Origin of the sequence: Streptomyces sp. NPDC048644, from assembly GCF_043199105.1 — a bacterium.
Classification (GTDB): domain Bacteria; phylum Actinomycetota; class Actinomycetes; order Streptomycetales; family Streptomycetaceae; genus Streptomyces.
Map to the genome: position 1 here is coordinate 470141 of NZ_JBICVO010000001.1, position 25234 is coordinate 495374.

20 protein-coding genes are annotated in these 25234 nt (G+C 73.0%); 8 read left to right on the top strand and 12 right to left on the bottom strand.

Features of this window, described 5'->3' with window-relative positions:
- The first annotated feature begins 161 nt into the window (after positions 1–161).
- Positions 162–1916, top strand: coding sequence for an NAD+ synthase (locus ACGFNI_RS02095; protein ID WP_393679725.1), 1755 nt, complete (start codon positions 162–164; stop codon positions 1914–1916).
- 53 nt (positions 1917–1969) lie between these two features.
- On the opposite strand, the gene ACGFNI_RS02100 is transcribed toward ACGFNI_RS02095, so the two are convergent.
- From ACGFNI_RS02100 to ACGFNI_RS02115, 4 genes are all read right to left on the bottom strand, one after another.
- Positions 1970–3211 carry an MFS transporter gene (locus ACGFNI_RS02100; RefSeq protein WP_393679726.1) on the bottom strand — a complete coding sequence of 414 codons (1242 nt, stop codon included), beginning with the start codon at positions 3209–3211 and terminating at the stop codon, positions 1970–1972.
- 183 nt (positions 3212–3394) lie between these two features.
- Positions 3395–4399: an endonuclease/exonuclease/phosphatase family protein gene (locus ACGFNI_RS02105; RefSeq protein WP_393680325.1), complete on the bottom strand. Its 1005-nt coding sequence runs from the start codon at positions 4397–4399 to the stop codon at positions 3395–3397.
- A gap of 228 nt (positions 4400–4627) precedes the next feature.
- Positions 4628–5236, bottom strand: coding sequence for a TetR/AcrR family transcriptional regulator (locus ACGFNI_RS02110; protein ID WP_393679727.1), 609 nt, complete (start codon positions 5234–5236; stop codon positions 4628–4630).
- Complete coding sequence (locus ACGFNI_RS02115; RefSeq protein WP_393679728.1) at positions 5233–6849, bottom strand: MFS transporter; 1617 nt, start codon at positions 6847–6849, stop codon at positions 5233–5235. The genes ACGFNI_RS02110 and ACGFNI_RS02115 overlap by 4 nt, the downstream gene beginning before the upstream one ends.
- Before the next feature lie 151 nt (positions 6850–7000).
- On the opposite strand from ACGFNI_RS02115, the gene panB reads away from it, so the two are divergent.
- The 3 genes from panB to ACGFNI_RS02130 all read left to right on the top strand — a co-directional run bounded on the left by panB (position 7001) and on the right by ACGFNI_RS02130 (position 9830).
- Positions 7001–7879, top strand: a complete 879-nt coding sequence (panB, locus tag ACGFNI_RS02120; RefSeq protein ID WP_393679729.1) for a 3-methyl-2-oxobutanoate hydroxymethyltransferase — start codon at positions 7001–7003, stop codon at positions 7877–7879.
- A gap of 95 nt (positions 7880–7974) precedes the next feature.
- Positions 7975–9003 (top strand): ATP-binding cassette domain-containing protein, encoded by a 1029-nt coding sequence (locus ACGFNI_RS02125; protein WP_393679731.1) that lies wholly within the window; start codon positions 7975–7977, stop codon positions 9001–9003.
- Positions 9000–9830: an ABC transporter permease gene (locus tag ACGFNI_RS02130; RefSeq protein ID WP_393679732.1), complete on the top strand. Its 831-nt coding sequence runs from the start codon at positions 9000–9002 to the stop codon at positions 9828–9830. The genes ACGFNI_RS02125 and ACGFNI_RS02130 overlap by 4 nt, the downstream gene beginning before the upstream one ends.
- 104 nt (positions 9831–9934) lie before the next feature.
- Here ACGFNI_RS02130 and ACGFNI_RS02135 read toward each other — a convergent pair whose 3' ends face one another.
- A complete protein-coding gene (locus ACGFNI_RS02135; protein WP_393679734.1) occupies positions 9935–13738 on the bottom strand; it encodes a BTAD domain-containing putative transcriptional regulator in 3804 nt (1267 codons plus the stop codon).
- 858 nt (positions 13739–14596) lie between these two features.
- Here ACGFNI_RS02135 and ACGFNI_RS02140 point away from each other — a divergent pair.
- Positions 14597–15403, top strand: a complete 807-nt coding sequence (locus ACGFNI_RS02140) for a site-2 protease family protein (RefSeq protein ID WP_393679736.1) — start codon at positions 14597–14599, stop codon at positions 15401–15403.
- Between the two features lie 254 nt (positions 15404–15657).
- Here ACGFNI_RS02140 and ACGFNI_RS02145 read toward each other — a convergent pair whose 3' ends face one another.
- The 7 genes from ACGFNI_RS02145 to ACGFNI_RS02175 form a co-directional block, all read right to left on the bottom strand.
- The gene (locus ACGFNI_RS02145) at positions 15658–15888 is read right to left on the bottom strand and encodes a hypothetical protein (protein WP_393679738.1); all 231 of its coding nucleotides are present in this window, start codon (positions 15886–15888) and stop codon (positions 15658–15660) included.
- A gap of 292 nt (positions 15889–16180) precedes the next feature.
- Positions 16181–16960 (bottom strand): NADPH-dependent F420 reductase, encoded by a 780-nt coding sequence (gene npdG / locus ACGFNI_RS02150; protein ID WP_393679740.1) that lies wholly within the window; start codon positions 16958–16960, stop codon positions 16181–16183.
- Between the two features lie 264 nt (positions 16961–17224).
- The gene (locus ACGFNI_RS02155) at positions 17225–18118 is read right to left on the bottom strand and encodes a carbohydrate ABC transporter permease (RefSeq protein WP_393680327.1); all 894 of its coding nucleotides are present in this window, start codon (positions 18116–18118) and stop codon (positions 17225–17227) included.
- Complete coding sequence (locus ACGFNI_RS02160; protein WP_393679741.1) at positions 18070–19041, bottom strand: carbohydrate ABC transporter permease; 972 nt, start codon at positions 19039–19041, stop codon at positions 18070–18072. Before ACGFNI_RS02160 ends, ACGFNI_RS02155 begins: the two co-directional genes overlap by 49 nt.
- Entirely contained in the window at positions 19038–20369 is a 1332-nt protein-coding gene (locus ACGFNI_RS02165; RefSeq protein ID WP_393679743.1) for an ABC transporter substrate-binding protein, read from the bottom strand. The genes ACGFNI_RS02160 and ACGFNI_RS02165 overlap by 4 nt, the downstream gene beginning before the upstream one ends.
- Positions 20366–21457 (bottom strand): exo-alpha-sialidase, encoded by a 1092-nt coding sequence (locus ACGFNI_RS02170; RefSeq protein WP_393679745.1) that lies wholly within the window; start codon positions 21455–21457, stop codon positions 20366–20368. The genes ACGFNI_RS02165 and ACGFNI_RS02170 overlap by 4 nt, the downstream gene beginning before the upstream one ends.
- A 270-nt stretch (positions 21458–21727) precedes the next feature.
- Positions 21728–22411 carry a FadR/GntR family transcriptional regulator gene (locus ACGFNI_RS02175; protein WP_393679747.1) on the bottom strand — a complete coding sequence of 228 codons (684 nt, stop codon included), beginning with the start codon at positions 22409–22411 and terminating at the stop codon, positions 21728–21730.
- Between the two features lie 178 nt (positions 22412–22589).
- On the opposite strand from ACGFNI_RS02175, the gene ACGFNI_RS02180 reads away from it, so the two are divergent.
- From ACGFNI_RS02180 to ACGFNI_RS02190, 3 genes are read left to right on the top strand one after another with little or no spacing between them, the layout of a single operon-like run.
- Complete coding sequence (locus tag ACGFNI_RS02180; protein ID WP_393679749.1) at positions 22590–23549, top strand: dihydrodipicolinate synthase family protein; 960 nt, start codon at positions 22590–22592, stop codon at positions 23547–23549.
- A complete protein-coding gene (locus tag ACGFNI_RS02185; protein ID WP_393679750.1) occupies positions 23546–24505 on the top strand; it encodes an ROK family protein in 960 nt (319 codons plus the stop codon). Before ACGFNI_RS02180 ends, ACGFNI_RS02185 begins: the two co-directional genes overlap by 4 nt.
- Positions 24502–25230 carry a putative N-acetylmannosamine-6-phosphate 2-epimerase gene (locus ACGFNI_RS02190; protein ID WP_393679752.1) on the top strand — a complete coding sequence of 243 codons (729 nt, stop codon included), beginning with the start codon at positions 24502–24504 and terminating at the stop codon, positions 25228–25230. The genes ACGFNI_RS02185 and ACGFNI_RS02190 overlap by 4 nt, the downstream gene beginning before the upstream one ends.
- Positions 25231–25234 lie beyond the last annotated feature (4 nt).

Genomic DNA, 25234 nt, shown 5'->3' on the forward strand with positions numbered 1-25234 from the left:
ACGGGGGGGGGGGGGGGGGGGGGGGGGGGGGGGGGGGGGGGGGGGGGGGGGGGGGCCGCCCCCCCCCCCCCCCCCCCCCCCCCCCCCGGCCGTGTGCGCTCCGGCTCGCCCGTCGTCTTCCGCACACCCCATTGCGTCAGAAAGACGAATACACTGGCCGGGTGCCCCAACTACGCCTCGCCCTCCAACAGATCGACTCCTGCGTCGGTGACCTCGCGGGGAACGCCGAGACGATCGTGCGCCTGACCAGGTACGCCGCCGGGCAGGGCGCGCACCTGGTCGCCTTCCCCGAGATGACGCTGACCGGCTATCCCGTCGAGGATCTCGCGCTGCGCCCCTCGTTCGTCGAGGCGAGCCGTGCCGCGCTGACCGCCCTGGCGGCGCGTCTCGCCGCCGAGGGATGCGGTGAACTGCCCGTCGTCGTCGGCTACTTGGACCGCTGCGCCGAGGACCTGCCGCGCTACGGGCGGCCGGCCGGCTCCCCGCAGAACGCGGCGGCGGTGCTGTACGGCGGCGCGGTCGCCCTCAGTTTCGCCAAGCACCATCTGCCCAATTACGGCGTCTTCGACGAGTTCCGGTACTTCGTGCCGGGCGACACGCTGCCCGTCGTGCGGGTGCACGGCGTCGATGTCGCGCTCGCCATCTGCGAGGACCTGTGGCAGGAGGGCGGCCGGGTGCCGGCCGCCCGCAGCGCGGGGGCCGGGCTGCTGGTGTCGGTCAACGCCTCGCCGTACGAGCGGGACAAGGACGACACGCGTCTGGCGCTGGTCCGCAGGCGGGCCGGGGAAGCCGGCTGCACCACCGCGTATCTGGCGATGACCGGCGGGCAGGACGACCTGGTCTTCGACGGCGACTCGATCGTCGTCGACCGGGAGGGCGAGGTGCTCACCCGCGCCCCGCAGTTCGCCGAGGAATGCGTGCTGATCGACCTCGATCTGCCCGCCGCCGCCCCCGAGCCCCCGTCCGGCACCGTCGACGACGGGCTGCGCATCGACCACGTCACCCTCTCCCCCGAGCCGCTGCCCGCCTACCCGCCCCGGGAGCCGGGCGGCGAGGCCGAGCGGCTGTCCGACCTGGAGGAGATCTACACGGCGCTGGTCGTCGGGCTGCGCGCGTACGTCACCAAGAACGGCTTCCGCAGCGTGGTCATCGGCCTGTCGGGCGGCATCGACTCGGCGCTGGTCGCCGCGCTGGCCTGCGACGCGCTGGGCGCCGCGAACGTGCACGGCGTCGCCATGCCGTCGGCCTACTCGTCGGAGCACTCGCTCGGCGACGCCGCGGATCTCGCGCTCCGTACCGGACTGGCGTTCCGTACGGTGCCGATCGGCCCGATGTTCGACGCGTACATGGGGGCGCTCGGCCTGACCGGGCTCGCCGAGGAGAACCTCCAGTCGCGGCTGCGCGGCACGACGCTGATGGCGATCTCCAACCAGGAGGGCCATCTCGTCCTCGCGCCGGGCAACAAGTCCGAGCTGGCCTGCGGCTATTCGACGCTCTACGGCGACTCGGTGGGCGCGTACGGGCCCATCAAGGACGTCTACAAGACCGTCGTCTTCCAGCTGGCCCGCTGGCGGAACCGGGCGGCGGCGGACCGCGGCGACACCCCGCCGATCCCGGAGAACACACTGACCAAGCCGCCCAGCGCGGAGCTGCGCCCCGGGCAGGTCGACACCGATTCGCTGCCCGACTACGCCGTGCTCGACCGCGTCCTGGAGCTGTACGTCGACCGTGACCGCGGGCGCTCGGAGATCATCGCCGACGGCTTCGACGAGGAGCTGGTGACCCGGGTGCTGCGGATGGTCGACACCGCCGAGTACAAGCGCCGCCAGTACCCGCCGGGCACCAAGATCTCCGCCAAGGGCTTCGGCAAGGACCGGCGGCTGCCGGTCACCAACCGCTGGCGGGAGGGCGCCTGACCGGCGCCGGGCGCCCCGGGTCCGGTCGTCGCCCTCCCGGCCCGGCCCCCGGTTCAGCCGGTGTGGCCGCCCGCCGGGGCGCTCTCCGCGGCCTCCTGGGCGCTCTCCCCGCCGCGCGCCACGATCCGGGAGGTCTCGTGGGCGGCGGCGCCATCGCCGCGGTCCAGCAGTCCCGCGGTGACGGCGACGGCCAGTCCCGCGGCGGCCAGGACCGCGCCGACGAGGGTCGGTGAGGTCCAGCCCCAGCCGGCGGTCAGGGCCAGGCCGCCGACCCAGGCGCCGCCCGCGTTGGCGAGGTTGAAGGCGGACTGGTTGGAGGCGGCGGCCAGGGTGGGCGCCTGCTGGGCCTTGTTCATGACCAGCATCTGGAGGGGCGTGGTGGTCATGAAGCCGACGGCACCGATGAGGACGACGCAGGCCAGGGCCGCCCATTTCACCTCGGCGACGAAGTGGAAGGCGGCGAGGACGACGGTGAGCGCCGCCAGCGAGCCGTACAGCGTCGGGCGCAGCGCCCGGTCGGTCAGCGGCCCTGCGGCCAGCGCGCCGAGCGTCATGCCGATGCCGAAGAGGGCCAGCACGAGGGGGACGGTGCCCTGGGAGAAGCCGGTCACCCGGGTCACCGTCGAGGCGAGGTAGCTGTAGACGGCGAAGACGCCGGCGAAGCCGAAGACCGTGGTGAGCAGGCCGAGCAGGACCTGGCGGTCGCCGAGTGCGCGCAGTTCGCGGCCGAGCCCGGTGCGTTCCTGCGCGGGCAGCTGCGGGACGAGGCGGGCGAGCGCGGCCATGGCGGCCAGGCCGATGGCGGCGACGACGAGGAAGGTCGCGCGCCAGCCGAGGTGCTGGCCGAGCAGGGTCGCCGCGGGCACGCCGACGATGTTGGCGACGGTCAGGCCGAGGAACATGGTGGCGACCGCGCGGGCCTGCCGTCCCTCGCGCACCAGCCGGGCGGCCACCACGGCGCCGACGCCGAAGAACGCGCCGTGCGGCAGCCCGGCGAGGAACCGCCCGGCGATCAGCAGGCCGAAGGTGGGGGCCAGCGCGGAGGCGAGGTTGCCGACCGTGAAGACCGCCATCAGCAGCACCAGCATCCGCTTGCGGGGTATGCGGGAGCCGAGCGCGGTCAGGAGCGGGGCGCCGATGACGACGCCGAGCGCGTAGGCGGAGACGAGGTAGCCGGCGGCGGGCACGGTGGTGCCCAGGTCGTCCGCGACGTTGGGCAGCAGGCCCATCATCACGAACTCCGTGGTGCCGATACCGAAGGCCGAGATCGCGAGCGCGAGCAGAGCCAAGGGCATGAGAAACCTTTCGGGAACGGGTGCGTGGGGTCGTCACACGCGGCAGGAAGGAGGTCCGTAAGTTCTGTTACGGAACAAAGTCTTTCCGGCCCAGTATTCCGGCAGGTCAACGAGGTGTGAAATCCCGAGGTCGGACGGGCTCCGGGGGGCGGCCCGCGCCCGGCCCTGAGCCCGTCCGGCGGCTCAGAGCTTGACCGACGCCGCGACCGGCAGGTGGTCGCTGCCGGTGGCCGGCAGCGACCAGGCCGAGACCGGCTCCAGGCCCCTGACCATGATCTGGTCGATGCGGGCCATCGGGAAGCCGGCCGGCCAGGTGAAGCCGAAGCCGTCGCCCGCCGCGCCCTGCGCCGAGCGCATCTGCGAGGTGACCGGCGCCAGCGACCTGTCGTTCATGGTGCCGTTGAGGTCGCCGAGCAGCACCACCTTGCCCGCCGGGTCGTGGGAGATCGCCCGGCCCAGCGCGGCGGCGCTCTCGTCCCGCTGGTTGGCGGTGAAGCCCGCCGCGACCTTGACCCGTACCGACGGGAGGTGCGCGACGTAGACGGCGACCTTCTGGCCGTCCGCCGCGGTCACCGTCGCCCGCAGCGCCCGGGTCCAGCCCATCTTGATGTTCACCGGTGCGGCATCGGACAGCGGTCGCTTGCTCCAGATCCCGACGGTCCCCTTGACCGCGCTGTAGGGGTACGCCGCGGCCAGCCCCTTCTTGTACGCGGGCAGCGCCTCGGCGGTCAGCTCCTCCAGGGCGACGACGTCGGCGCCCGCCGCCGCGATGTCCTTCGCGGTGCCCGCCGGGTCGGGATTGTCGGCGTCGACGTTGTGGGTGGCGACGGTGAGATCGCCGCCGCTGCCCGACTTGCCGGTGAGCTGCCCGCCGAACAGGCTGACCCAGGCGACGACCGGCAGCAGCAGCGCGATCAGTGCGGTCGCCGAGCGGCGCAGCAGCGCCAGGATCAGCAGCAGCGGGATGGCGATGCCGGCCCACGGGAGGAACGTCTCCAGCAGACTGCCCAGGTTTCCCACGGTGTTGGGAACCCGGCCGTGCAGGAGCATCAGCAGCCCGACGAGCACCGCGAGCACGGCCAGAATGATGCCACGCCGCCACATCCCCTCCGGACGCCACCAGTTCTTCAGGCGGGCGGCTCCGGAACCGGTCCGTTCAGGGTCCTGGCCCTGTCCCGGCTCCGTCATGTATGCCTGCGCCATTCCGCTGTCCTCACTGCCTTGCTCCGCTGCCTCACCTGTGGTTCACGACCCTAGGCGATGCTTCGTGATGCGCTTTCTTAGAAGTGGAGACGGATGGGCGACGGGCCTGGGTTCCGCTGAGCGGCGCCTCGGCGCCAGGTGTCACAGAACGGGCATATTCCGCTCCCTGCCGTGGGCCCCTCGCGCCGGTCCGCCGCCCGCCCTCCTACCCCGTCACGGGCCCGGTCGCACCCCCTCCAGCACGGTGTCGACGATCTGCTCGGCGAGACCTTCGGGCAGCGCCTTCGACTCGTCGAGCAGCGCCCGGGAGAGCATCGGGCCGATGAAGAGGTCCGCGAGGACGTCGAGGTCGCGGTCGGCCCGGATGTCGCCGCCCGCCATGCCGCGGCGCAGTACCGCGAGCAGGGCCTCGCGGCGGGCGCGCATCACCGTCTCCTGGTACTCGCGCCACACCGCCGGCTGCGCCTGGACGTGCGTCAGCACCGTGCGCAGGACCGCGGAGTGGCGCTTGGCCAGCCCGCGCCTGCGGAGGAACTCCAGCAGCCGGACCAGTTCGTCGCGCACCGATCCGCCGCCCGGCGGCGGGACTTCCTCCTCCAGGGAGCGGATCACGTCGAGGAACAGCGCGTCCCTGCCGGGCCAGCGGCGGTAGACGGTGGCCTTGCCCACCCCGGCCTCCCGGGCGATGCGTTCCATGGCCAGCTCGCCGATGCCGGCGCCCTCCTCGATCAGGCGCAGGACGGCCTCGATGATGGCGCGGTCGGCGGCTGCGCTGCGCGGACGCCCGCGGCGTTCGGGGGCCGTCGCCCGGCCGCCCGTCACCCGGCCTCCGCCGCCGGTTCCTCCTGCGGCTGCGTCGCGGGCACCTCGCCACGGGACCTGCTGGGCAGGAAGACGGCGACCACCACCGCGCCGGCCAGCGCGATGCACGCCGAGCCGACCGCGGTGACGTGCATGGCGTGCACGAAGGCGTCCTTCGCCGTGGACACCAGCGGCGCTCCGGCCGGGCCCATCCGGTCGGCCAGCGCGAGCGTCGCCTCGACGGACTCACCGGCCGCGTGCCGGGCGCCGGGTGACAGCCGGGGGATGCCGTCGAGCGTGCCCTGGATGCCGTCGCGGTACGTCGTGGACAGCAGCGAGCCGAGGACCGCGACGCCGAGGGTGCCGCCGACCTGCCGGAAGGTGTTGTTGATCGCGGAGCCCGAGCCGGCCTTCTCGCGCGGCAGGGACTGCATGATCGAGACGGTGACCGGCGGCGTGATGTGCGCCATGCCGATGCCCTGGAGGAAGAAGAGTGCCTCCAGCACCCAGATCGGGGTGGTGGTGTCCAGGAGCAGCAGCCCGGCCATGGTGGCGACGATGGCCAGCATGCCGACGGTGCACACCGCGCGGGAGCCGAACCTGTCGACGACGTGCCGGGCCCGCGGCGCGAAGATCAACTGGGCGGCGGCCAGCGGCAGGATCAGCAGCCCCGACTGGAGCGGCGTGTAGCCGCGCACGCTCTGCACGTAGAAGACGATGAGGAACGTGACCCCCACCAGCGCGAAGAAGACCAGCGCGATGGCGGTGACGGCGGCCGAGAAGGCGGGCTTGCGGAAGTAGCCCATGTCGATCGACGGGTGGTCGCTGCGCCTTTGGTGCGCCACGAAGACGGCGAGCACGACGAGACCGCCCAGGGTCGTGCCGACGACCTCGGGGGCGGCGAAGTCGGCGAGCCGGCCGCCCCTGATGATCCCGTAGACCAGCAGGACCAGGCCGACCACGGAGAGCAGCACGCCCACCGGGTCCAGCCTGCCGGGTGCGGGGTCCTTGGAGTCGGGGACGAGGAGCACCACCGCGGTCAGCGCGACCAGCACGATGGGGACGTTGATGAGGAAGACCGAGCCCCACCAGAAGTGGGTGAGCAGCAGCCCGCCGGCGATCGGCCCGACCGCGATGGCCAGGCCCACGCCGCCGGCCCAGAACCCGATGGCCCTGGGCTGCTCGGCCGGCTCGAAGATGTTCATCAGGATGGCGAGGGTGGCGGGCATCACGAAGGCACTGCCGAGGCCCATCACGGCGCGGAAGGCGACCAGTTGGGCGGGCGAAGCGGCGAACGCGGCGAGCAGCGAGCCGAAGCCGAAGACCGCAAGGCCGAACAGCAGCATCTTCTGGCGGCCGATGCGGTCGCCGAGCAGCCCCGCGGTGAACAGCAGCCCGGCGAAGAGCAGCGTATAGGCGTTGATCGCCCACTCCAGCTCGCTCTGGCTGGCGCCCAGACCGACGGGCACGGGGGTGGCGATGGTCTTCATGGCGACGTTGAGGATGGTGTTGTCCAGGACCACGATCAGCAGGCTGAGCATGAGCACGGACAGGGCCACCCAGCGGCGGCGGTGGATGTGCGCGGGGATACTGCCGGCTTCGAGGGCACCCGGGCGGGGCGGTGAGGTGGCCATGCGGCACAGAGTAGAGCGTAACGATACGACTCCGTTCCGTAATCGCCGGATTCCGGGGACGCCCTTCCGCGCCGCAGCACCGCGTGCCAGCATGGAGGGGATTCCGGGGACGCCGTCAGGGCGCCTCGAGATGAGAACAGGAGCCGTCACCATGACGCAGCTTTCCCCTGCCCTGAAGCCGGCCGCACGGCCCGCCGGCCGGGACACCGCGCTCTACGGGGGCACCCGCTCCCGCCGCATCACGGTCCGCGACATCGCCGCCGCCAAGGAGCGCGGCGAGAAGTGGCCGATGCTCACCGCCTACGACGCGATGACCGCATCGGTCTTCGACGACGCCGGCATCCCCGTCCTCCTCGTCGGCGACTCGATGGGCAACTGCCACCTCGGCTACGAATCCACCGTGCCGGTCACCATGGACGAGATCACCCTGCTGTCCGCCGCCGTCGTCCGCGGCAGCCGGCACGCCCTGATCGTCGCCGACCTGCCCTTCGGCGCCTACCAGGAAGGGCCCGTACAGGCCCTGCGCAGCGCCACCCGGCTGGTCAAGGAAGCCGGCGTGGGCGCCGTCAAACTGGAGGGCGGCGAACGCTCGGCCCACCAGGTGGAGTTGCTGGTCTCGGCCGGCATCCCGGTGATGGCGCACATCGGCCTCACCCCCCAGTCCGTGCACGCCTTCGGCGGCTACCCCGTCCAGGGCCGCGGTGAGGAAGCCGCGCAGCAACTGCTGCGGGACGCGAAGGCCGTCCAGGACGCGGGCGCCTTCTCCGTCGTCCTGGAAGCCGTACCGGCCGAGCTGGCGGCGGAGGTCACCCGCTCGCTGCACATCCCGACCGTCGGCATCGGCGCGGGAGCCGGCTGCGACGCCCAGGTCCTGGTGTGGACCGACATGGCCGGCCTGACCGCGGGCCGGGCGCCGCGCTTCGCCAAGCAGTACCTCGCCCTGCGCGACCTGCTGGGCGGCGCGGCCAAGGAGTTCGCCGACGAGGTCGTCGGCGGGTCCTTCCCCGCCGAGCAGCACACCTTCCACTAGGAGGACGGGCTGCGGGGGCGATGCGCCCGCCCCCGCAGCCGCCCTGTCGGCAGCCTGTCGGTGCGCTGTCGGTGGCCGCTGGCACCTTGGTGCGCATGACACGAAAGACACAACCCACCAAGGGCGGAAACGCCGTGGAGGTGCGCGGTCTGGTCAAGCACTTCGGCGATGTGAAAGCCGTCGACGGGGTGGACCTGGACGTGCGGGAAGGCACCGTGCTCGGCGTGCTCGGCCCCAACGGCGCCGGCAAGACGACACTCGTCCGCTGCCTGTCCACCCTCATCGCACCCGACGCAGGCAGCGCCTTCGTGGCCGGCTACGACGTGGTGCGCCAGCCCCGCGCGCTGCGCCGCACCATCGGCCTGACCGGGCAGTACGCCTCGGTCGACGAAAAGCTCTCCGGCCGGGAGAACCTCTACATGATCGGGCGGCTGCTCGACCTGTCCCGCAAGGACGCCCGCCGGCGCGCGGACGACATGCTGGAACGCTTCTCCCTCACCGAGGCCGCCAAGCGGCCCGCCGCCAAGTACTCCGGTGGTATGCGCCGCCGCCTGGACCTGGCCGCCTCCATGATCGGGCAGCCCGCCGTCCTCTACCTGGACGAGCCGACGACGGGACTCGACCCCCGCACCCGCAACGAGGTGTGGGCCGAGGTGCAGCGGATGGTCCGCGAGGGCGCGACGGTGCTGCTCACCACCCAGTACATGGAAGAGGCCGAGCAGCTGGCGAGCGAGCTGACGGTCATCGACCGCGGCCGGGTGATCGCCGAGGGCCAGGTCGACGAACTCAAGGCGAAGGTCGGCGGGCGCACCCTCCAGATCCGCCCCGCCGAACCCGGCGAGCTGGACCGGATGGCCGGCGCCGTCGCCCAGGCCGGACTCGACGGCATCTCGGGCGCCACCGCCGACCACACCGAAGGTGTCGTCAACGTCCCGATCATCAGTGACGAACAGCTCACCGCGGTCATCGCCCTCCTGGGAGCGCGCGGCTTCGCCCTCGCCGGCATCAGCACCCATCTGCCCAGCCTGGACGAGGTGTTCCTGGCCATCACCGGCCAGAAGACCTCCGACGCGGGCTCCCCCGATGACGATTCGGACCAGCAGCACGCGGAGGTATCGGCATGAGTGCCGCGACAATGACGGCGCCCACGGCGAAGCCGCGTGCCGACGAGGGCCGGATCGGCCTGCGGGCCAACGTCCGGCACATCGGCGCGCTGGCCCGGCGCAACGCCCTGCAGATCAAGCAGGACCCGGAGTCGATGTTCGACGCCCTGCTGATGCCGATCATCTTCATCCTGCTGTTCGTGTACGTCTTCGGCGGCGCCATCGCCGGCAAGGGCCACCAGCAGGCGTACGTCCAGTACCTGGTGCCCGGCATGATGGCGATGATGGGCATGAACATCGCCATGGCGGTGGGCACGGGCGTCAACGAGGACTTCCGCAAGGGAGTCATGGACCGCTTCCGTACGATGCCGATCGCCCGGTCGTCGGTGCTGATAGCCAAGATCGTCGTCGAGGTCGGCCGGATGCTGATCGCCACCGCGATCCTGCTGGGCATGGGCTTCCTGCTCGGCCTGGAGGTCAAGGGCGGCTTCTTCCCGTTCCTCGGCGCGATCGCCCTGTCCACGGCCTTCGGCGCCGCCCTCATGTGGATCTTCATCCTGCTGGGCCTGGCCATGAAGACCCCGCAGGCGGTGCAGGGCGTGGCGATGCTCGTCCTGATGCCGCTCCAGTTCGGCTCGTCGATCTTCGCCCCGACGCAGTCGATGCCCGGCTGGCTGGAGGGCTTCACCAAGGTCAACCCGCTCTCCAACCTGGCGGATTCGGCCCGCGCACTGATCAACGGGCAGGGCGCCGTCCTGCACCCCACGCTGATCACGCTCGGCTGGGCCGTCGCCATCACCGCGGTGACCATGCCGCTCGCCGTCGCCAAGTTCCGCAAGAAGACCTGACCGGCCGGACGGCGCGTCCGGAGGCTCCCCGGGACGCGCCCCCAGAACCTGACGCGCCCGGAGGCCGGAAGCCCCCGGGAGTCACAGCCTTCGCCCGGCTCGCGTCAGATCAGGGCGGTGGCCTCTTCGAGCGAGAGGCCACCGCCCTCCGCATACGCCCCCGCGTAGGCGGCATCGCCCAGCACTCCGCGCGCCACCGCCTCGGCAGCCGCCCGGCTGTCCCGCATGACGCGCGGCGGCACGTGACTGGGCGACCGCAGCGCGTCGTACGCACCCACCAGCCGCGCCGCGTCCGGGCCCGCGTCCGCACCCCGCACCGCCACCATCAGCCGGGCACCGATGAGCAGTTGGCTCACCGGCAGGTCCGGCGCGACCATCCGGGTCAGGGCGCCCTGCATCTTCGCCAGCGCCGCACGGAGCCGTTCCGGCAGCCCGTCGAGCCGCCCCTGATCGAGGTCCGTCGCGACGAGCGCCGACTCCACCAGCCCCAGGAACAGCTCAGGAGCCCGCTGCGCGAACGCGTCCCGCACCGCGAGCAACTGCTCCCGCGCCTCGTCGATACGGCCCGCAACCGACAGCCGCATCGCCAGCGTCAGCTGCGCGAACGGCACCGCGTCCCGGCCGCTGTTGCGCTCCTTGGCCTGCGCCAGCACCTCCCGCAGCAGCCGCTCACCGGTGTCCTCCTGACCGTCCTCGATCAGCACCCCGGCCAGCCGGGTCCGCAGCAGCAGCGTCTGATCGTGCGCACCCAGATCCTCGGCGTACGCCATCGCGGCACGGTAGTCCTGGGCGGCGCGCGCGTACTCACCGCGCGCCTCGCGGGCCTCGGCGCGGCCCGCGAGCGCTTCGGCCGCGCCCCAGTCGTCCCCGATCCCGACGAAGATCCGCAGCGATTCGTCGGCGTCCCGGCTCGCCTTCTCCAGCCCGCCGGGACTGTCGTTGAGGATCTTCGAGCGCAGCTGGAGGGTGAAGGCCAGCTCCCACTCGTAGCCGAACTCCCGGCAGGCGCGCACCGCGTCGTCGGCCATCTCCGCCAGCCGGTCGATCCGTCCTGACAGCAGCACCGCGTAGTACCACATCACCCCAGGCACCCGGCAGGTCTGCGGCATCCCGCTGCGGTAGGCGGTCAGGACACCCGCCAGTTCCGCCCGCGTCTGCGGACTGCGCAGCGCCTCCATGTCGCTCTCGACGCTCGCCAACGCCACCAGACGGACCTCACGACGGGCCTCCTGGAGCAGCTCAGCGCTCATCGGGGGCGGCGCGTCGATGGGACGCTCGTACAGCTCGGGGGCCGGCTCGACGGGCGGCAGGAACGGGTCGGGGCCCAGCGCCCCGGCCGCCCGCGACCAGGTACGGGCATCGGCACGGTGGTCACGCAAGGACCAGAACCACTGCAACGACAGCACCAGGCACAGCGCCTCGTGCTCATCGCCCGCCGCCACCGCACGGCGCAGCGCGGTGCGCAGATTGTCGTGCTCGAGCTCCAGCCGCTCCAGCCACTCCCGCTGCCCCGGGCCGCGCAGCAACGGGTCGGCGCCGCGGGCGAGTTCGCGGTACGCGACGAGATGCCGGCGCTCGGCCCCGGCCCGCTCACCGGCCTCGTCGAGCCGCTCGCCCGCGTACTCCCCCACGGTCTCCAGCAGCCGGTAGCGCATCCGGCCGTCCGGCGCGGGCGCCGCCACCACCAGCGACTTGTCGATGAGCGAGCCGAGCAGCGCGGCGACCTCACGGCCGTCGACGTCCTCGTCAGCGCACACCTCATCGGCGAGGGCCAGATCGCAGCCACCGGCGAAGACCGACAGGCGGCGCAGCACGGCCCGTTCGGGCGCGTCCAGCAGATCCCAGGACCAGTCCACGACGGCGCGCAGCGTCTGCTGCCGGGGCAGCGCGGTGCGGCTGCCGCTGGTCAGCAACCGGAAACGGTCGTCGAGCCGGTCGGCGAGCTGCCGCGGCGAGAGCATCCGCAGGCGGGCGGCGGCGAGTTCGATGGCCAGCGGCAGGCCGTCCAGGCGCCGGCAGATCTCGGCGCAGGCGGCCGGGTCGTCGTCGATCCGGAAGCCGGGGCGTGCGACGGCACCGCGGTCCGCGAGCAGCCGCAGGGCGACGGGGTCGGGCAGCGGCTCCACCGGCCGCAGCACCTCGCCCGGTACGGCGAGCGGCTCGCGGCTGGTCGCCAGCACCGTGACACCGGGGCAGGCGGCCAGCAGCCGCTCGGCGAGTTCGGCTGCCGCGCCGATCACGTGCTCGCAGTTGTCGAGCACCAGCAGCATCCGACGGTCGGCGCAGTGCTCGGCGAGCCGGCCGAGCGGGTCGAGCGCGGTGGGGTCGGCCGCGGCGCGCAGCCCCTCGGCGGTGGTGCCGCGCACCACGGTCTCCCGGGCGCCGAGCACGGTGAGCACGCTCTCGGCAACGGTCCGCGGATCGTCGACGGGCGCAAGCTCCGCCAGCCACACCCCGTGCGGCCAGGCATCGGGCAACGCGGCGGCGGCCCGCTCCGCACCCTCCTGCGACAGCCGCGTCTTGCCCGCGCCACCGGGCCCGAGCAGCGTCACCAGCCGGTGCGCCGCCAAGTCACCCCGCAACGCCTCCAGATCACTGTCCCGCCCGACGAACGACGTCAGCCGCGCCCGCAGATTCCCGGGCGGCCCGCCACCGGAACCGAGGGTGCCGGAGGTGGTGGGGGCGGTGGGAGCGGTGGGGACTTTGTGGCCGCCGGTGTCGGTTCCCTTGTGGTGGGTGACGCCGTGGGCGGTGGTGACAGTGCTCGTTCCCGGGTGGCCCCGGGTGGGGTCGTGGCGGGCGGCGTCCTCACCGCGGGTGCGGTGGCGACGGGTGCCGTCGCCGTCCGCGGCGGCTCCGTGGCGGAGGGCGCCGTCCGGGGCGCCGCCATGGCGGGAGGTGTCGTACGGGTACGGGGAGCCGTTGCGACCGGCCACGTCGTGCGGGATGCCGCGAGGGCGGGGGTCCTGGGTGGGACGGGGGTCCGGGCCGGGGCGGCCGGGAAGGACGTCCGGGCCCGAGCCGTCGCCCGCGTCGGAGGCGGAGGCGGAACTGGGGCCGGGGCCGGGGCCGACGGGTCTGTGACGGTCGCCGCGGACCGCTCCCTCCAGGGGGTGGTGGCCGGGCGCATCGCGCCCCGGAGTCGGCGGCGCCACCGGAGCCTGGGCCGGGCCAGGCCGCAACAGCTCGGCGTGCAGGGCACGCAGTTCCGGGCCGGGGTCGGCGCCCAGGCGGTCGGCGATGCCGGCGCGTATCTCCTCGTAAGCGGCCAGCGCCTCTGCGGTACGGCCCGCGTCCCGCAGCGCGCGCAGTCGCAGCGCCTGGAGCGGCTCGTCGAGCGGATGGTCCTGGCAGAGCGCGCCGAGCGCCGGCAGCGCGTGGTCGGCGCGGCCGAGAGCGAGATCGGCGGCGAACCGGCTGCGCTGGGCGTCCAGCCTGCGGCGTTCGGCACGGGCCGCGTCGGCACGGGCCTCGGGCAGATCGGCGAGCGCCGGGCCGCGCCAGAGGGCGAGCGCGTCGTCGAGGAGGGCGGCGGCGCGGGCCGGTTCCCCGTCGGCCAGCGCCCGGGTGCCGTCCGCTGCGAGCCGCTCGAAACGGGTCAGATCGACGGCATCGGGCCCGGCGCACAGGCGGTAGCCGCCGTCGGCCGATGCGACCGCCTCATGACCCAGCGCCCTGCGCAGCCGGCCGACCAGCGCCTGGAGGGCGCCCGGCGCGTCGGCGGGCGGGTCCATCCGCCAGATGTCGGCGATCAGCAGGTCCGGGGGGAGCGCCCGGCCCGGCCGCAGCGCGAGCGCGGCGAGCAGGGCGCGCAGGCGTGCGCCGCCGAGGGCGACGGGGGTGCCGTCGGCCCTCAGAGCCTGGGTGGTGCCAAGAATTCCATAGCGCACCTGGCCATTGTCGGTCACGCCCGAGCCGCCCACTTTCCGTTCCCCCGCCTCATGCACCTCGCGCACCTCACACACCTGCCACACACCTGCCACCTGCCACTTACCGCCACCGCTGACCGTCGGGGATCCACGGCCCCTACTACCGACCGCTCGCCGCCCGGCCCCCACGGCCCCTACCGGCCACCGGCCGCTGACCACTGGCTACCGGTTACCGGCTGGGGTGTCTGCGGCGGGGCGGGGCGGGGCCGGCCACGGCCACCGTCGATCCGCCTCTGAGGGATCCCCAGACGCTCTCTCACCGGCCTCCGGGCGATTCCGTTCCGTGGCTCCCCGGGCAATCCCCGATGTGGCCCCCGACACATCCCCGAGCCGTCCGCGCCCGCACCCCCGAGCCGCCTCCGGCCGATCCCGGATTCGGCCCGGAGGTCCACCTTGCCCGGAACCGGCCCGACAGCGCGCGTCGTTTTCCGCAAAAGGAGACGCGCGGGGGAAAGGAACGGCACGGAGCCAGACACGGAACGGAGACCAGACAGAAGCACACCCCCATCCCGCGAGGCCCCCACCGGACTCTACGGCGCCCAAGAACCGGGGCACCCACGAGGAGCCGGGCCCCCACGAACCGACGGCACCCACAAGCCGACGGCATCCAGGACCCCGGACCCCCCGGAACGAACCGAGGCACCCAGGAACCGGGGCCCCCACGAACCGGGCCACCCCGGAGCCTGGCCACCCCGGAGCCTGGCCACCCCGGACACCTGGCCGTCCAAGGAGGTGTGCACAGAGCGCCGTGGCGCCGATACCGTCGGGGCTGGCCGGCACACCGCCAACGGCCGATCCGCCGACGGCCGAATCCACCACACCCGGGAGTCCCGCACGATGACCACAGCAATACGGCGCGCCGACCGCCACATCAGCCCGGTGTTCCTCGCGCTCGTCGCCGTGATGGCGGTGTCGGGCTGGGCGGTCTGGAGCGGGCAGCTCGCGGCCAGTACCGGGTTCGCGGTGTTCTTGTTCGTGGTGTCCGGCTGGGTGGTCTCGCTCTGCCTGCACGAGTACGCGCACGCCAGGACCGCCCTGCACAGCGGCGACATCTCGGTGGGCGCCAAGGGATACCTGACGCTGAACCCGCTCAAGTACACCCATGCGCTGCTGAGCATCGTGCTGCCGGTGATCTTCGTGATCATGGGCGGGATCGGGCTGCCGGGTGGTGCGGTGTTCATCGAGCGCGGCCGGATCCGCGGACGCTGGCGGCACAGCCTGATCTCGGCGGCGGGCCCGTTGACGAACATCCTGTTCGCCGCGATCGTCACGGCGCCCTTCTGGCTGGGCGCGATGGACGGCGTGCCGGACCCGTTCCGCTACGCGCTGGCCTTCCTGGCGCTGCTCCAGGTGACGGCGGCGATCCTCAACTTCGTGCCGGTACCGGGCCTCGACGGCTACGGCGTGATCGAGCCCTGGCTCTCGCACTCCTTCCGGCGCCAGGTGGAGCCGTTCGCGCCGTTCGGTCTGCTGGCGGTCTTCGGGCTGCTGTGGGTGCCGGAGATCAACCACGTGTTCTTCAACCTGGTCGACATGATCCTGCGCGCCCTGGGCGTCTCCAACTGGGATTCCTACTGGGGTCAGGAGTTCTTCCGCTTCTGGCAGGGCGAGTCGCAGATCCCGCAGGTCGGGGGCGGCGCGTAGGCCCGCGGACCTGCGGGCACGGCGGAATCGGGGGCGAAATCGGGGGCGGGTCGGAGGCCCCCATCCCGTTCAGGCCATCGCCCCAGGGGCCGTCAGTCCTTCACCTTCAGGCAGGCGTTCGTCTTCCGGCTGTCGCCCTCAGGCCGTCACCTCAGGGACCGGCAGGCATGCGCCCTCAGGCAGGCTCCGTGGCCTCGGACCTCGGGCCTCAAGCCGTCGCCTCGGGCCTCAAGCCGTCGCCATCGCCTCCGGCCTCAGGCCGTCGTCGTGGCCTCGGGGCGGGCGGCGGCCTCTCGTTCCAGCTTGGTGCGGCGTACGTAGAACCACGCCATGTTGCTGGAGATGCCCGCCATCAGGATCCAGACGACGCCGAGCCAGCTGCCCTGTACGAACGAGACGACAGCGGCCACGACGGCGAGGACGCATACCGCGACGGCGAACAGCGCCAGTCGCGGTGCCGGGCGGGACGAGGGAACGGAGGGCATGGGGGTCGGCTCCTGTCGGGGGTGCGGTGGTCCCTTCCAGTGTCCCCCATGCCCACCGGCGATCATGAAGCGGTCGCGTGAAACGGTCGCGTGAAGCGGTCGCCGTGCCGCCCGGCCGCCGTGCCGCCCAGTCGCCATGACGCCCGGCCGCGTGCCGCCCGACGGACGGCCGCCCACCGCCGGGCCGCCACACGCCGAGCCCGCGCCGACCACCTACCGGACGCACACCCGTCAGGCCGCAGGCCGGCGCCGCTCACGCGTCACCACCTACGGACGCGTACGAACGAGCCCCTCACACATCCGTCAACCGCAGCCCCGCATGGGCCTTGTAACGGCGGTTGACGGAGATGAGGTTGGCGACCAGCGACTCGACCTGGTGGGCGTTGCGCAGGCGGCCGGCGAAGACGCCGCGCATGCCGGGGATGCGGGCGGCCAGGGCCTGGACGATGTCGGTGTCGGCGCGGGCCTCGCCGAGCACCATCACGTCGGTGTCGATCTCCTCGGTCTCCGGGTCCTGGAGGAGGACGGCGGAGAGGTGGTGGAAGGCGGCGGTGACGCGGGATTCGGGGAGCAGGGCCGCGGCCTGTTCGGCGGCGCTGCCCTCTTCGGGCTTGAGGGCGAAGGCGCCCTTCTTGTCGAAGCCGAGGGGGTTGACGCAGTCGATGACGAGCTTGCCGGTGAGTTCCTCGCGGAGGGATTCCAGGGTCTTGGCGTGGCCGTCCCAGGGCACGGCGACGATCACGATGTCGCTGCGCAGGGCGCAGGCGGCGTTGTCGGTGCCTTCGGTGCCGAAGCCGATCTCGTCGGCGGCGGTCCGGGCGCGTTCGGCGGCGCGGGAGCCGATGATCACCTTCTGGCCGGACTTGGCGAGGCGGTAGGCGAGTCCGCGGCCCTGGTCGCCGGTGCCGCCGAGGACGCCGACCACCAGGCCGGAGACGTCCGGAAGCTCCCAGGGGTCACGCTTGAGTGCGGCCTTCACGCGGGTCGCGACGTTTTCGGACTGGGCGGCGGGCCGGTCGTCGGGCTGGGCGGCGGGGCGGGCGGCGGATCCGGCGTCGTCAGGAGTAGTCATGACAGCGATACTGTCACGCCGCCACGGCTGCCGGGCCGCCCCGCCCGCCGGTCCGTCCGCACGGGTGCCGTCCCCTTACGCCTTCGCCACTTCCGTCACCGCCGCCGTGGCCCTCGCATCGGTCACCAGGGGCTGCCTGCCCCGCCGTTGGGGCCCCCGCGGCAGGCCACCCGCTGCCTCGCCGGGCCCACCGGAAATACGAGCCCCGCCCCGGGCCCGCCGGTACGGGCCCCGCCCCCGGCCCGCCGGTACGGGCCCCGCCCTTCACGCCTTGACGCTCCCGTCCGTCAGCCCCGTGCGCCAGTACTTCTGGAGGACGGTCATCAGGATCATCAGCGGTACGACGGACAGGAACGCGCCGCCGACCGTGTACTGGTAGAGCACCGGCTGGCGGTCGGCGTAGCCGGTCCAGGAGGTCAGGCCCAGTTGGATGGGGTAGAGGTCGGAGTCCGAGAGCATGACCAGCGGCAGGAAGTAGTTGTTCCAGATGTGGACGAACTGGAACAGGAAGACGGTGACCAGGGCGGGGGTCATCAGTCGCAGTCCGAGTCCGGCGAAGATCCGGGCTTCGCCCGCGCCGTCGATGCGGGCGGCTTCCAGGAGCGAGTCGGGGACCGCGGCGGCGGCGTAGATGCGGCAGAGGTAGACGCCGAAGGGGCTGACGGTGCTGGGGATGAGCACGGCCCAGAGGGTGTTGGACAGGCCGATCTCGCTGAAGAGGAAGTACAGCGGGAGGGCGAGTGCGGTGCCGGGGATCAGGACGCCGGCGAGGACGATGTTGAAGACGGTTTCCCGGCCGGGGAAGGCGTATTTGGCGAGGGCGTATCCGGCGGCGGCGGAGAGCAGGGTGGCGGTGGTCGCGCCGATCCCGGCGTAGAGCAGGGAGTTGGCGAACCAGCGGAGGTAGACGCCGTGGTCGTAGGTGAGGACGTCGGCGAGGTGGTCGATGAGGTGCGGGTGGCCGGAGAACCAGAAGCCGAAGGTGCCGAAGAGGTCGGCGCTGTTCTTGGTGGCGGAGACGATCAGCCAGTAGACGGGGATGAGGAAGTAGATCGCGGCGACGGTGAGCAGGGTCGCGGTGATGATCCGGTAGCGGGCCGGGGGGCGGGTCACCGGCGGTCCGTTCCGTGGCCGCCGGCCAGGCGCAGGAAGCCGAATGACAGGACGCAGGCGGCGAGGGCGAGGAGGACGGCTTCGGCGGCGGCGAGGTGCTGGTTGTTGCCGACGAATGCCTCGCTGTAGGCGTGCAGGTTGGGGGTGTAGCCGGAGTCGATGGCGGAGGCGAGGGGGCGCAGGACCATGGGTTCGGCGAACAGTTGGAGGGTGCCGATGATGCTGAAGACGCAGGTGAGGGTGAGGGCGGGGCGGATCAGGGGGATTTTGATGTACCGGGCGGTGTGCCAGGCGTTGGCGCCGTCGATGCGGGCGGCTTCGTACAACTCGCTTGGTACGGCTTTGAGTTGGGCGATGAGGACGAGCATGTTGTAGCCGGTGAACTGCCAGGTGACGATGTTGGCGATGGACCACAGGACGGTGCCGCGGGCGAGGAAGTCGACGTGCCGGCCGAGGGTTTGGGCGAGGGTGACGAGGGGGCTGATGCCGGGGACGTAGAGGAATCCCCAGAGGATGGAGGCGATCACGCCGGGGACGCCGTAGGGGAGGAAGAAGGCGGTGCGGAAGAAGGGGACGCCGCGGGCGCTCGCGCTTTCCAGGAGGAGGGCGAGGGCGGTGGCGAGGGCGATCATGAGGGGGATCTGGACGGCGCCGAAGAGGAGTACGCGGGCGAAGCCGGTCAGGAAGCGGTCGTCGGCGAGGGCGTGGGTGTAGTTGGCGAGGCCGGCGAAGACGTCGTGTTCACCGCCGAGGCCGAGGGGTCCGGTGCGTTCGGTGCGGTGGAGGCTTTCGTGGACGGCGTAGCCGAGGGGGGCGAGGAAGCAGAGGGCGAAGAGGGTGAGGAAGGGCAGGAGGAGGCCGACGGCGGCGCGGGTGTGGCGGGTGGGGCGGCGGGTGGTGCGGCGTGACCGTCCTGGGGTGGCGTGGTGGGGGTGTGCCACCGGGGGGTCGAGGGTGTCGCGACTCATCGGCCGCTCTCCACTTTCAGCCCCTTGGCTTTGAGGTCGGCGAGGGTCTGGTCCTGGACTTTTTTCAGGGCGGAGCGGAAGGAGCTGCCGTCGCCGAGTGCGTCGGTGAAGGCGTCGCCGAGTCGTTGGTAGAGGGTGTCGACGCCTGGGCCCCATTGCCAGCGGGTGTCGACGTGTGCTCCGGCGTCGGCGAAGACGGTGCTGTAGTGCTGGCCGCCGAAGAAGTCCTTGTCGACGTCGAGGTCGGTGGTGGTGTAGCCGGTTTTGGCGCTGGGGAATCCGTAGCCGCCGTCGATGAGGAGGGCGATGGATGCGGGGTCGGTGTTGAGCCAGAGGGCGAAGTCGAGGGCGTCCTTGGGGTAGGTGGCGGCGGCGAATACGGCGGTGGTGGAGCCGCCCCAGTTGGCTTGTGCGTCGGCGCCCGGTGTCCATTGGGGCAGGGGGGCGGCGCGCCATTTGCCGCGGGTGGCGGGGGCGTTGCCGGCGAGGAGTGTGTCGCCCCAGCTGGCGCCGAGCCAGGCGGGTACGGCGCCGGTCTGGATGTCCTTGTACCAGGCGTTCTGGCGGTCGGGGATGGTTTTGACGAGTTTCTGTTTGACGAGGGATTCCCAGTAGTCGGCGACTTTGCGGGTGGGTTCGTCGTCGATGTGGAGGGTCCAGGTGTCGCCGTGGGCGGTGTACCAGGCGGCGCCTGCCTGCCAGGCGTAGCCGGCGAAGCGGTTGCCGTTGGTGGGGGCGAAGGTTTCGATCCAGGCGCCTTTTCTGCGGATGGCTTTGGCGGCGTTTTCGTAGTCGTCCCAGGTGCGTGGCGGGGCGATGTCCCACGTGTCGAAGAGGTCCTGGCGGAGGAAGAGGCCCATGGGGCCTGATGCCTGGGGGATGGCGTAGATGCCGTTGCCGAAGACGGATTGCTGCCATTGCCAGCCGACGAAACGATTCTTGTGGCGGGCGGCGCCGAGGGGGGCGAGGTCGTGGAGGCCGTTGTCGAGGAGGAAGCTGGGGATGACGGGGAATTCGATCTGGCCGAGGTCGGGGGGGTTGCCGGCTTTGATGGCGGCGTGCATTTTGGCGTATTGCTGGCCGTTGACCGCGGAGACCTTTTCGACGTTGACCTGGACGTCGGGGTGGTGGCGGTTCCAGAGGTCGACGGGTTTGTCGATGCCGGGTACCCAGGACCAGAAGGTCAGGGTGATCTTCTGGCCTTTTTTGCGTTCCCGGGGCGGGCCGCCGCTGCCCGCGCTGTTGCCGCAGCCGGCGAGGGCGAGGCCGGCGGCGGTGGCGGCGGCTGTGCCCAGGACGGTTCTGCGGGGCAGGGGGTGGGTGCTCACAGGAGGTCCTCCACGGGGATGCGGCGGAAGGTGATCGTCGCGTAGGCGCTGAAGTCGCCGGTTTCGTAGAACAGTCCGACGGTTGCGGGGTCGGCGCGGACGAGGTCGCTGTAGCCGGCGGGGAGGCCGGATGCGGTGTGGGCGGGTCGCCAGGTGTGGCCGTGGTCGTGGCTGGCGCGGAGGGTCATCAGGGCGCGGGCGGTGGGGTGGGCGGGGCCGGCGTACAGGAGGGTGCGGTGGTCGTCGAGGTGGAGGGTGCTGCCCTGGACGGGGGGTCCGGTGAGTCCTGCCTGGGGGCGGAAGGGGGTGGTGAGGCGGGTGCCGCCGTCGGTGGAGCGGGTGTCGGCGCGGTGCCAGGGGGCGGGGGCTTCGTTGCGGGTGGTGAAGTAGAGGGTGCCGTCGGGGAGTTCGGCCGCGGTGGTTTCGTTGGGGGCGACGGAGGGGTGGGTGTCGCTGTCGGTCCAGCCGATGCGCCAGGTGGTGCCGTGGTCGTCGCTGAGGAGGGTGTGGGCGCCGTTGTAGCGGGGTTCGGTGCCGTTGTGGGCGGGGTCGGTGGGTGGGGTGGAGTGGTTGGCGGGGACGACGAGGCGTCCGGCGTGGGGGCCGTGGCGGAGGTGGAGTGCGTGGCCTGGGCCGGTGGCGTACCAGCGCCAGGTGGGGTTTTTGGCCTGGTCGGTGAGGTCGCGGGGCGGGCTCCAGGTGGTGCCGTCGTCGTCGCTGTGCTGGAGGTGGACGCGTCGTCCGTCGGCGGCGTCGACCAGGCCGCGGCGGATGCGTTCTTCGGTGGCGTGGGCGGCGTTGTGGACCTGGAGGAGGAGGATGCGGCCGGTGGGCAGGAGCAGGGGTGCGGGGTTGCCTGCGGTGCCGGTGCCGTTGCGGGCGACGATGTGGAGGGGGCTCCAGGTCCGGCCGCCGTCGGTGGAGCGTTTGACGACGATGTCGATGTCGCCGGAGTCGGCGGCGGAGGTGACGCGGCCTTCGGCGAAGGCGAGCAGGGTGCCGGAGCGGGTGCGGACGGCGGCGGGGATGCGGAAGGAGGTGTATCCGTCGTCCCCTGCGCGGTACGGCACTGACGTCTCGTATGCCACGGGGCTCCCCCATCGGCCGGACGTAGGTCCTGTCGTGGAACTCCCGTCGACTGCCCGGAGGGCAGGCGGGCGTTCGGACCGGACGTAGGACGTCCTTCGTCCTGTGCGGTGACCATAGGGAGGGCTCAACTGACCGTCAAGGCAGCGGACATGTCCCGGTTTCGTGTCGCTCACGTCGGCAACGGCCGGGCCGCCGGTGGGTGAACTCCCGGTGAACGGGGGCCGGTCGGCCCGCCGGGCGGGGTGGCGGGCCGGCGACGGGCGGGGGTGTCAGTCGGCGAGCCGGCGGCGGATGCCGTCGAAGTGGCGGTGCATGGCCTCGGTGGCGCGTTCGCCGTCGCCCGCTTCGAGTGCCGCGACGATCTCGGCGTGCTGACGGTAGGTCACCTGGGGGTCCTGGCGGTCGTCGGAGAGGTCTTCGCGGACCCGGCGCAGGGCGGCCCAGAAGGCGTCGAGGACCTCGCTGAGCAGGTGGTTGCCCAGTGAGCGGTAGAGGGCGAGGTGGAAGGCGCGGTCGGTGGAGCTGTCGACCCGGCCGTTGCCCGCCTCCTGTTCCATGCGGGCCACCAGATCTTTGAGCGTGCCGAGGTCCTCGGGCGGCAGGTCGTGGGCGACGGTGGCGATCAGGCCGGATTCGAGGGCTTCGCGGACCTCCATGAGTTCGTAGAGGCTGGATTCGCCTTGGTGGTGGCGGACCGCGGCGCGGAAGGCGACGCCTTCGACGAACGGTTCGAGGGTGAGGGGGCCGACGTAGGTGCCGAAGCCGTGGCGGATTTCGACGATGCGCATGGCCTGGAGCGCTTTGAGTGCTTCGCGGACGGAGTTGCGGCTGACGTCGAGCAGGCCGACGAGTTCCGCTTCGGTGGGCAGCGGGTCACCGGGGGTCAGCCTGCGCTGCAGGATGAGCTGCTTGATCTGCCCCTGGACGTCTTCGGACATCGTGCCTCGCGCCATGGTTCTCCCTCTCCCGCGTCTGCTGTGCGGCCGGTTCGCCCGGCCCCCTCCGGGACCTGAACCCTTGACCGGCCGCGTGTGCACGGGTCTATTGTGACCCAGACATAGGACATCCCATGTCCGACGTCCAACAAGTTGGCGGGCGCCCCGCCCGCACCGCACCACCGCTGGAGCCCTCATGGCACTGCCCGCACCGCTGCACGGCGTCGTCCCGCCGGTCTGCACCCCGCTCGACCCGCGGGGCGAGGTCGACGCCGCGTCCCTCACCCGCCTGGTCAACCACCTCATCGACGGCGGCGTGCACGGGCTGTTCGCGCTCGGCTCGACCGGCGAGGTCGCGTACCTCACCGACACCCAGCGCGCCACCGTCCTGGAGACCGTCGTGAAGGCCGCCGACGGCCGGGTGCCGGTGCTGGCCGGCGTCATCGACACCACCACCTACCGGGTGACCGGGCACGCCAGGGCCGCGGCCGGTCTCGGCGCCGACGCCCTCGTCGCCACCGCGCCCTTCTACACCCGCACCCACCCGCGGGAGGCCGCCGCGCACTTCCGCCGGATCCGCGCCGCCGTGGACCTGCCGCTGTTCGCCTACGACATCCCCGTCGCGGTGCACAGCAAGCTGTCCGCCGCGCTGGTGCGGGAGCTGGCAGGGGACGGCACGCTGGCGGGTCTGAAGGACAGCAGCGGCGACGAGGGCTCGCTGCGCCGGCTGATCGTCGCGCTGGGCGGGCGCACCGGGCGGCGCGCGGGCCCCGTCCCCGGTTTCTCGGTCCTGACCGGCTCCGAACTGACCGTGGACGCCGCCCTGCTGGCCGGTGCCGACGGCGTCGTCCCCGGCATCGGCAACGTCGACCCGGCGGCCTACGTGCGGCTCTACGACGCCGCGCGGGCCGGTGACTGGGACGCCGCAGCCGCCGAACAGGAGCGGCTCACCGCCCTGTTCGCCATGATCGACGTCGGCCCGGAGGCCGAGATGGGCCGCAGCTCGTCGGCGCTCGGCGCGTTCAAGGCCGCGCTGCGGCTGCGCGGCGTCATCGCGCACGGCGCCACCGCCGCACCACAGCTCCCGCTGAGCGAGGAGTCCGTCGCCGAGGTCGGCCGGCTGCTCACCGCGGCCGGGCTGCCGCCCGTCCGGTGACCGGCGCCCCCGGGGCTGCGCGCCCTGCGGCCGTCGGCCTCGACCTCGGCGGCACCAAGATCGCCGCCGCTCTTGTGGGCGCGGACGGCACGATCCTGGCCCGGCACACCCGGCCCACACCGGGCGAGGAAGGCCCCGAAGCGGTCCTGGACGCCCTGGCCGCCGCCACCCGCGCCGTCCTCACAGGCGGGTGCCAGGATCCCGCGGGGGTGGGGGTCGCGGCCTGCGGCGTGATCGACCCCGTCGGCGGCGTCGTGCGGGCGGCCACCGACCGGATCGCCGGCTGGACCGGCGCGCCGCTCGGACCCGGGCTCGCCGCCCGTACCGGCCTGCCGGTGGCCTGCGACAACGACGTACGGGCCGCTGCCGGGCCCGAGTTGGCCGCGCTCGACGACCCCGCGCCGTCCCTGCTGTACCTGTCCGTCGGCACCGGAATCGGCGGGGCGGTCGCCGTCGACGGGCGGATGCTGCACGGCTGCGCGGGGATCGCCGGGCACATCGGCCACCTCCCGGTCCCCGAGGCGGATGGCCTGCCGTGCAGCTGCGGCGGGACCGGGCACGTCGAGGCCGTCGCGTCGGGGCCCGGCATCACCGCCCTGTACGGGCGGCTCGGTGGGTCGGCCGCCGGCCGCCTGGAGGACGTCGTCCGGCGGGCCGATGCCGGTGAGCGCGCGGCGGCCGATGCCATCGCCGTCGGGGCGCGGGCCGCGGGCCGGGCGCTGGGCGGCCTGGCCAACGCGCTCGGGCCCGGCCATGTCGTCGTCGGCGGTGGTGTGCCGAAGGCCGGGGCCCGCTACTGGTCGGCGCTGCGCCGCGCGTTCGCCGCCGAGCTGATGGCGCCGCTCGGCGGGCTCGTGCCCCGCCCGCCGCGGCACGGCCATGACGCGCCGCTGCTCGGCGCCGCCGCCCTCGTCACCGCACTCCCCCTGCACCAGCCCCCTGGAGGCCGGATATGACCACCCCGCACGAGCCCGCCGCCCCGGCCACCACGTCCCGCGCCGAGCGGGCCGCCCGCCTCGCCGGAGCGCTGCGCGGCCGGCTGATCGTCTCCTGCCAGGCGCCGCCCGGCAGCCCGCTGCGCGACACCGGCACGATGGTGCGGATGGCCCGCGCCGCTGCCGCGGAGGGCGCCGCCGCCATCCGTGCGAACGGCACCGACGACATCGCGGCGATCGTCGCGGCGCTGCCGGGCGTGCCGGTGATCGGCCTGTGGAAGGACGGCGACGGCGGTGTCCGCCTGACCCCGACGGTCCGGCACGCGCTGGCCGTCGTCGCGGCGGGCGCCGCCGTCGTCGCCGCCGACGCCACCGACCGCCCGCGGCCCGACGGTTCGTCCTTCGCCGAGCTGGTGGCCGCCGTGCACGCGGCGGGCGCGCTGGTACTCGCGGACGTCGCCACCGCGGCGGAGGGGGCCGCGGCCGTCGCGGACGGCGCCGACCTGGTCGCCGGCACCCTGTCCGGGTACGTCCCCGGCTCGCCCCGCACGGAAGGCCCCGATCTGGACCTGGTGGCCGCGCTGGCCGCCGCCGTGGACCGCCCGGTCATCGCCGAGGGCCGGATCCGTACGCCCGACGAGGCGGCGGCTGCGCTGGCCCGCGGCGCGCACGCGGTGGTCGTCGGCACCGCCATCACCGCGCCCGGCGCCCTCACCGCCCGGTTCGCCGCCGCCCTGCGGCACTGATCAA

Excerpts from the sequence above, each read along its gene's own strand:
- ACGFNI_RS02100 (WP_393679726.1), bottom strand. The coding sequence starts at position 3,211 with ATGCCCTTGGCTCTGCTCGCGCTCGCGATCTCGGCCTTCGGTATCGGC.
- ACGFNI_RS02105 (WP_393680325.1), bottom strand. The coding sequence starts at position 4,399 with ATGACGGAGCCGGGACAGGGCCAGGACCCTGAACGGACCGGTTCCGGA.
- ACGFNI_RS02115 (WP_393679728.1), bottom strand. The coding sequence starts at position 6,849 with ATGGCCACCTCACCGCCCCGCCCGGGTGCCCTCGAAGCCGGCAGTATC.
- panB (WP_393679729.1), top strand. The coding sequence starts at position 7,001 with ATGACGCAGCTTTCCCCTGCCCTGAAGCCGGCCGCACGGCCCGCCGGC.
- ACGFNI_RS02125 (WP_393679731.1), top strand. The coding sequence starts at position 7,975 with ATGACACGAAAGACACAACCCACCAAGGGCGGAAACGCCGTGGAGGTG.
- ACGFNI_RS02130 (WP_393679732.1), top strand. The coding sequence starts at position 9,000 with ATGAGTGCCGCGACAATGACGGCGCCCACGGCGAAGCCGCGTGCCGAC.
- ACGFNI_RS02140 (WP_393679736.1), top strand. The coding sequence starts at position 14,597 with ATGACCACAGCAATACGGCGCGCCGACCGCCACATCAGCCCGGTGTTC.
- ACGFNI_RS02145 (WP_393679738.1), bottom strand. The coding sequence starts at position 15,888 with ATGCCCTCCGTTCCCTCGTCCCGCCCGGCACCGCGACTGGCGCTGTTC.
- npdG (WP_393679740.1), bottom strand. The coding sequence starts at position 16,960 with ATGACTACTCCTGACGACGCCGGATCCGCCGCCCGCCCCGCCGCCCAG.
- ACGFNI_RS02160 (WP_393679741.1), bottom strand. The coding sequence starts at position 19,041 with ATGAGTCGCGACACCCTCGACCCCCCGGTGGCACACCCCCACCACGCC.
- ACGFNI_RS02175 (WP_393679747.1), bottom strand. The coding sequence starts at position 22,411 with ATGGCGCGAGGCACGATGTCCGAAGACGTCCAGGGGCAGATCAAGCAG.
- ACGFNI_RS02180 (WP_393679749.1), top strand. The coding sequence starts at position 22,590 with ATGGCACTGCCCGCACCGCTGCACGGCGTCGTCCCGCCGGTCTGCACC.
- ACGFNI_RS02190 (WP_393679752.1), top strand. The coding sequence starts at position 24,502 with ATGACCACCCCGCACGAGCCCGCCGCCCCGGCCACCACGTCCCGCGCC.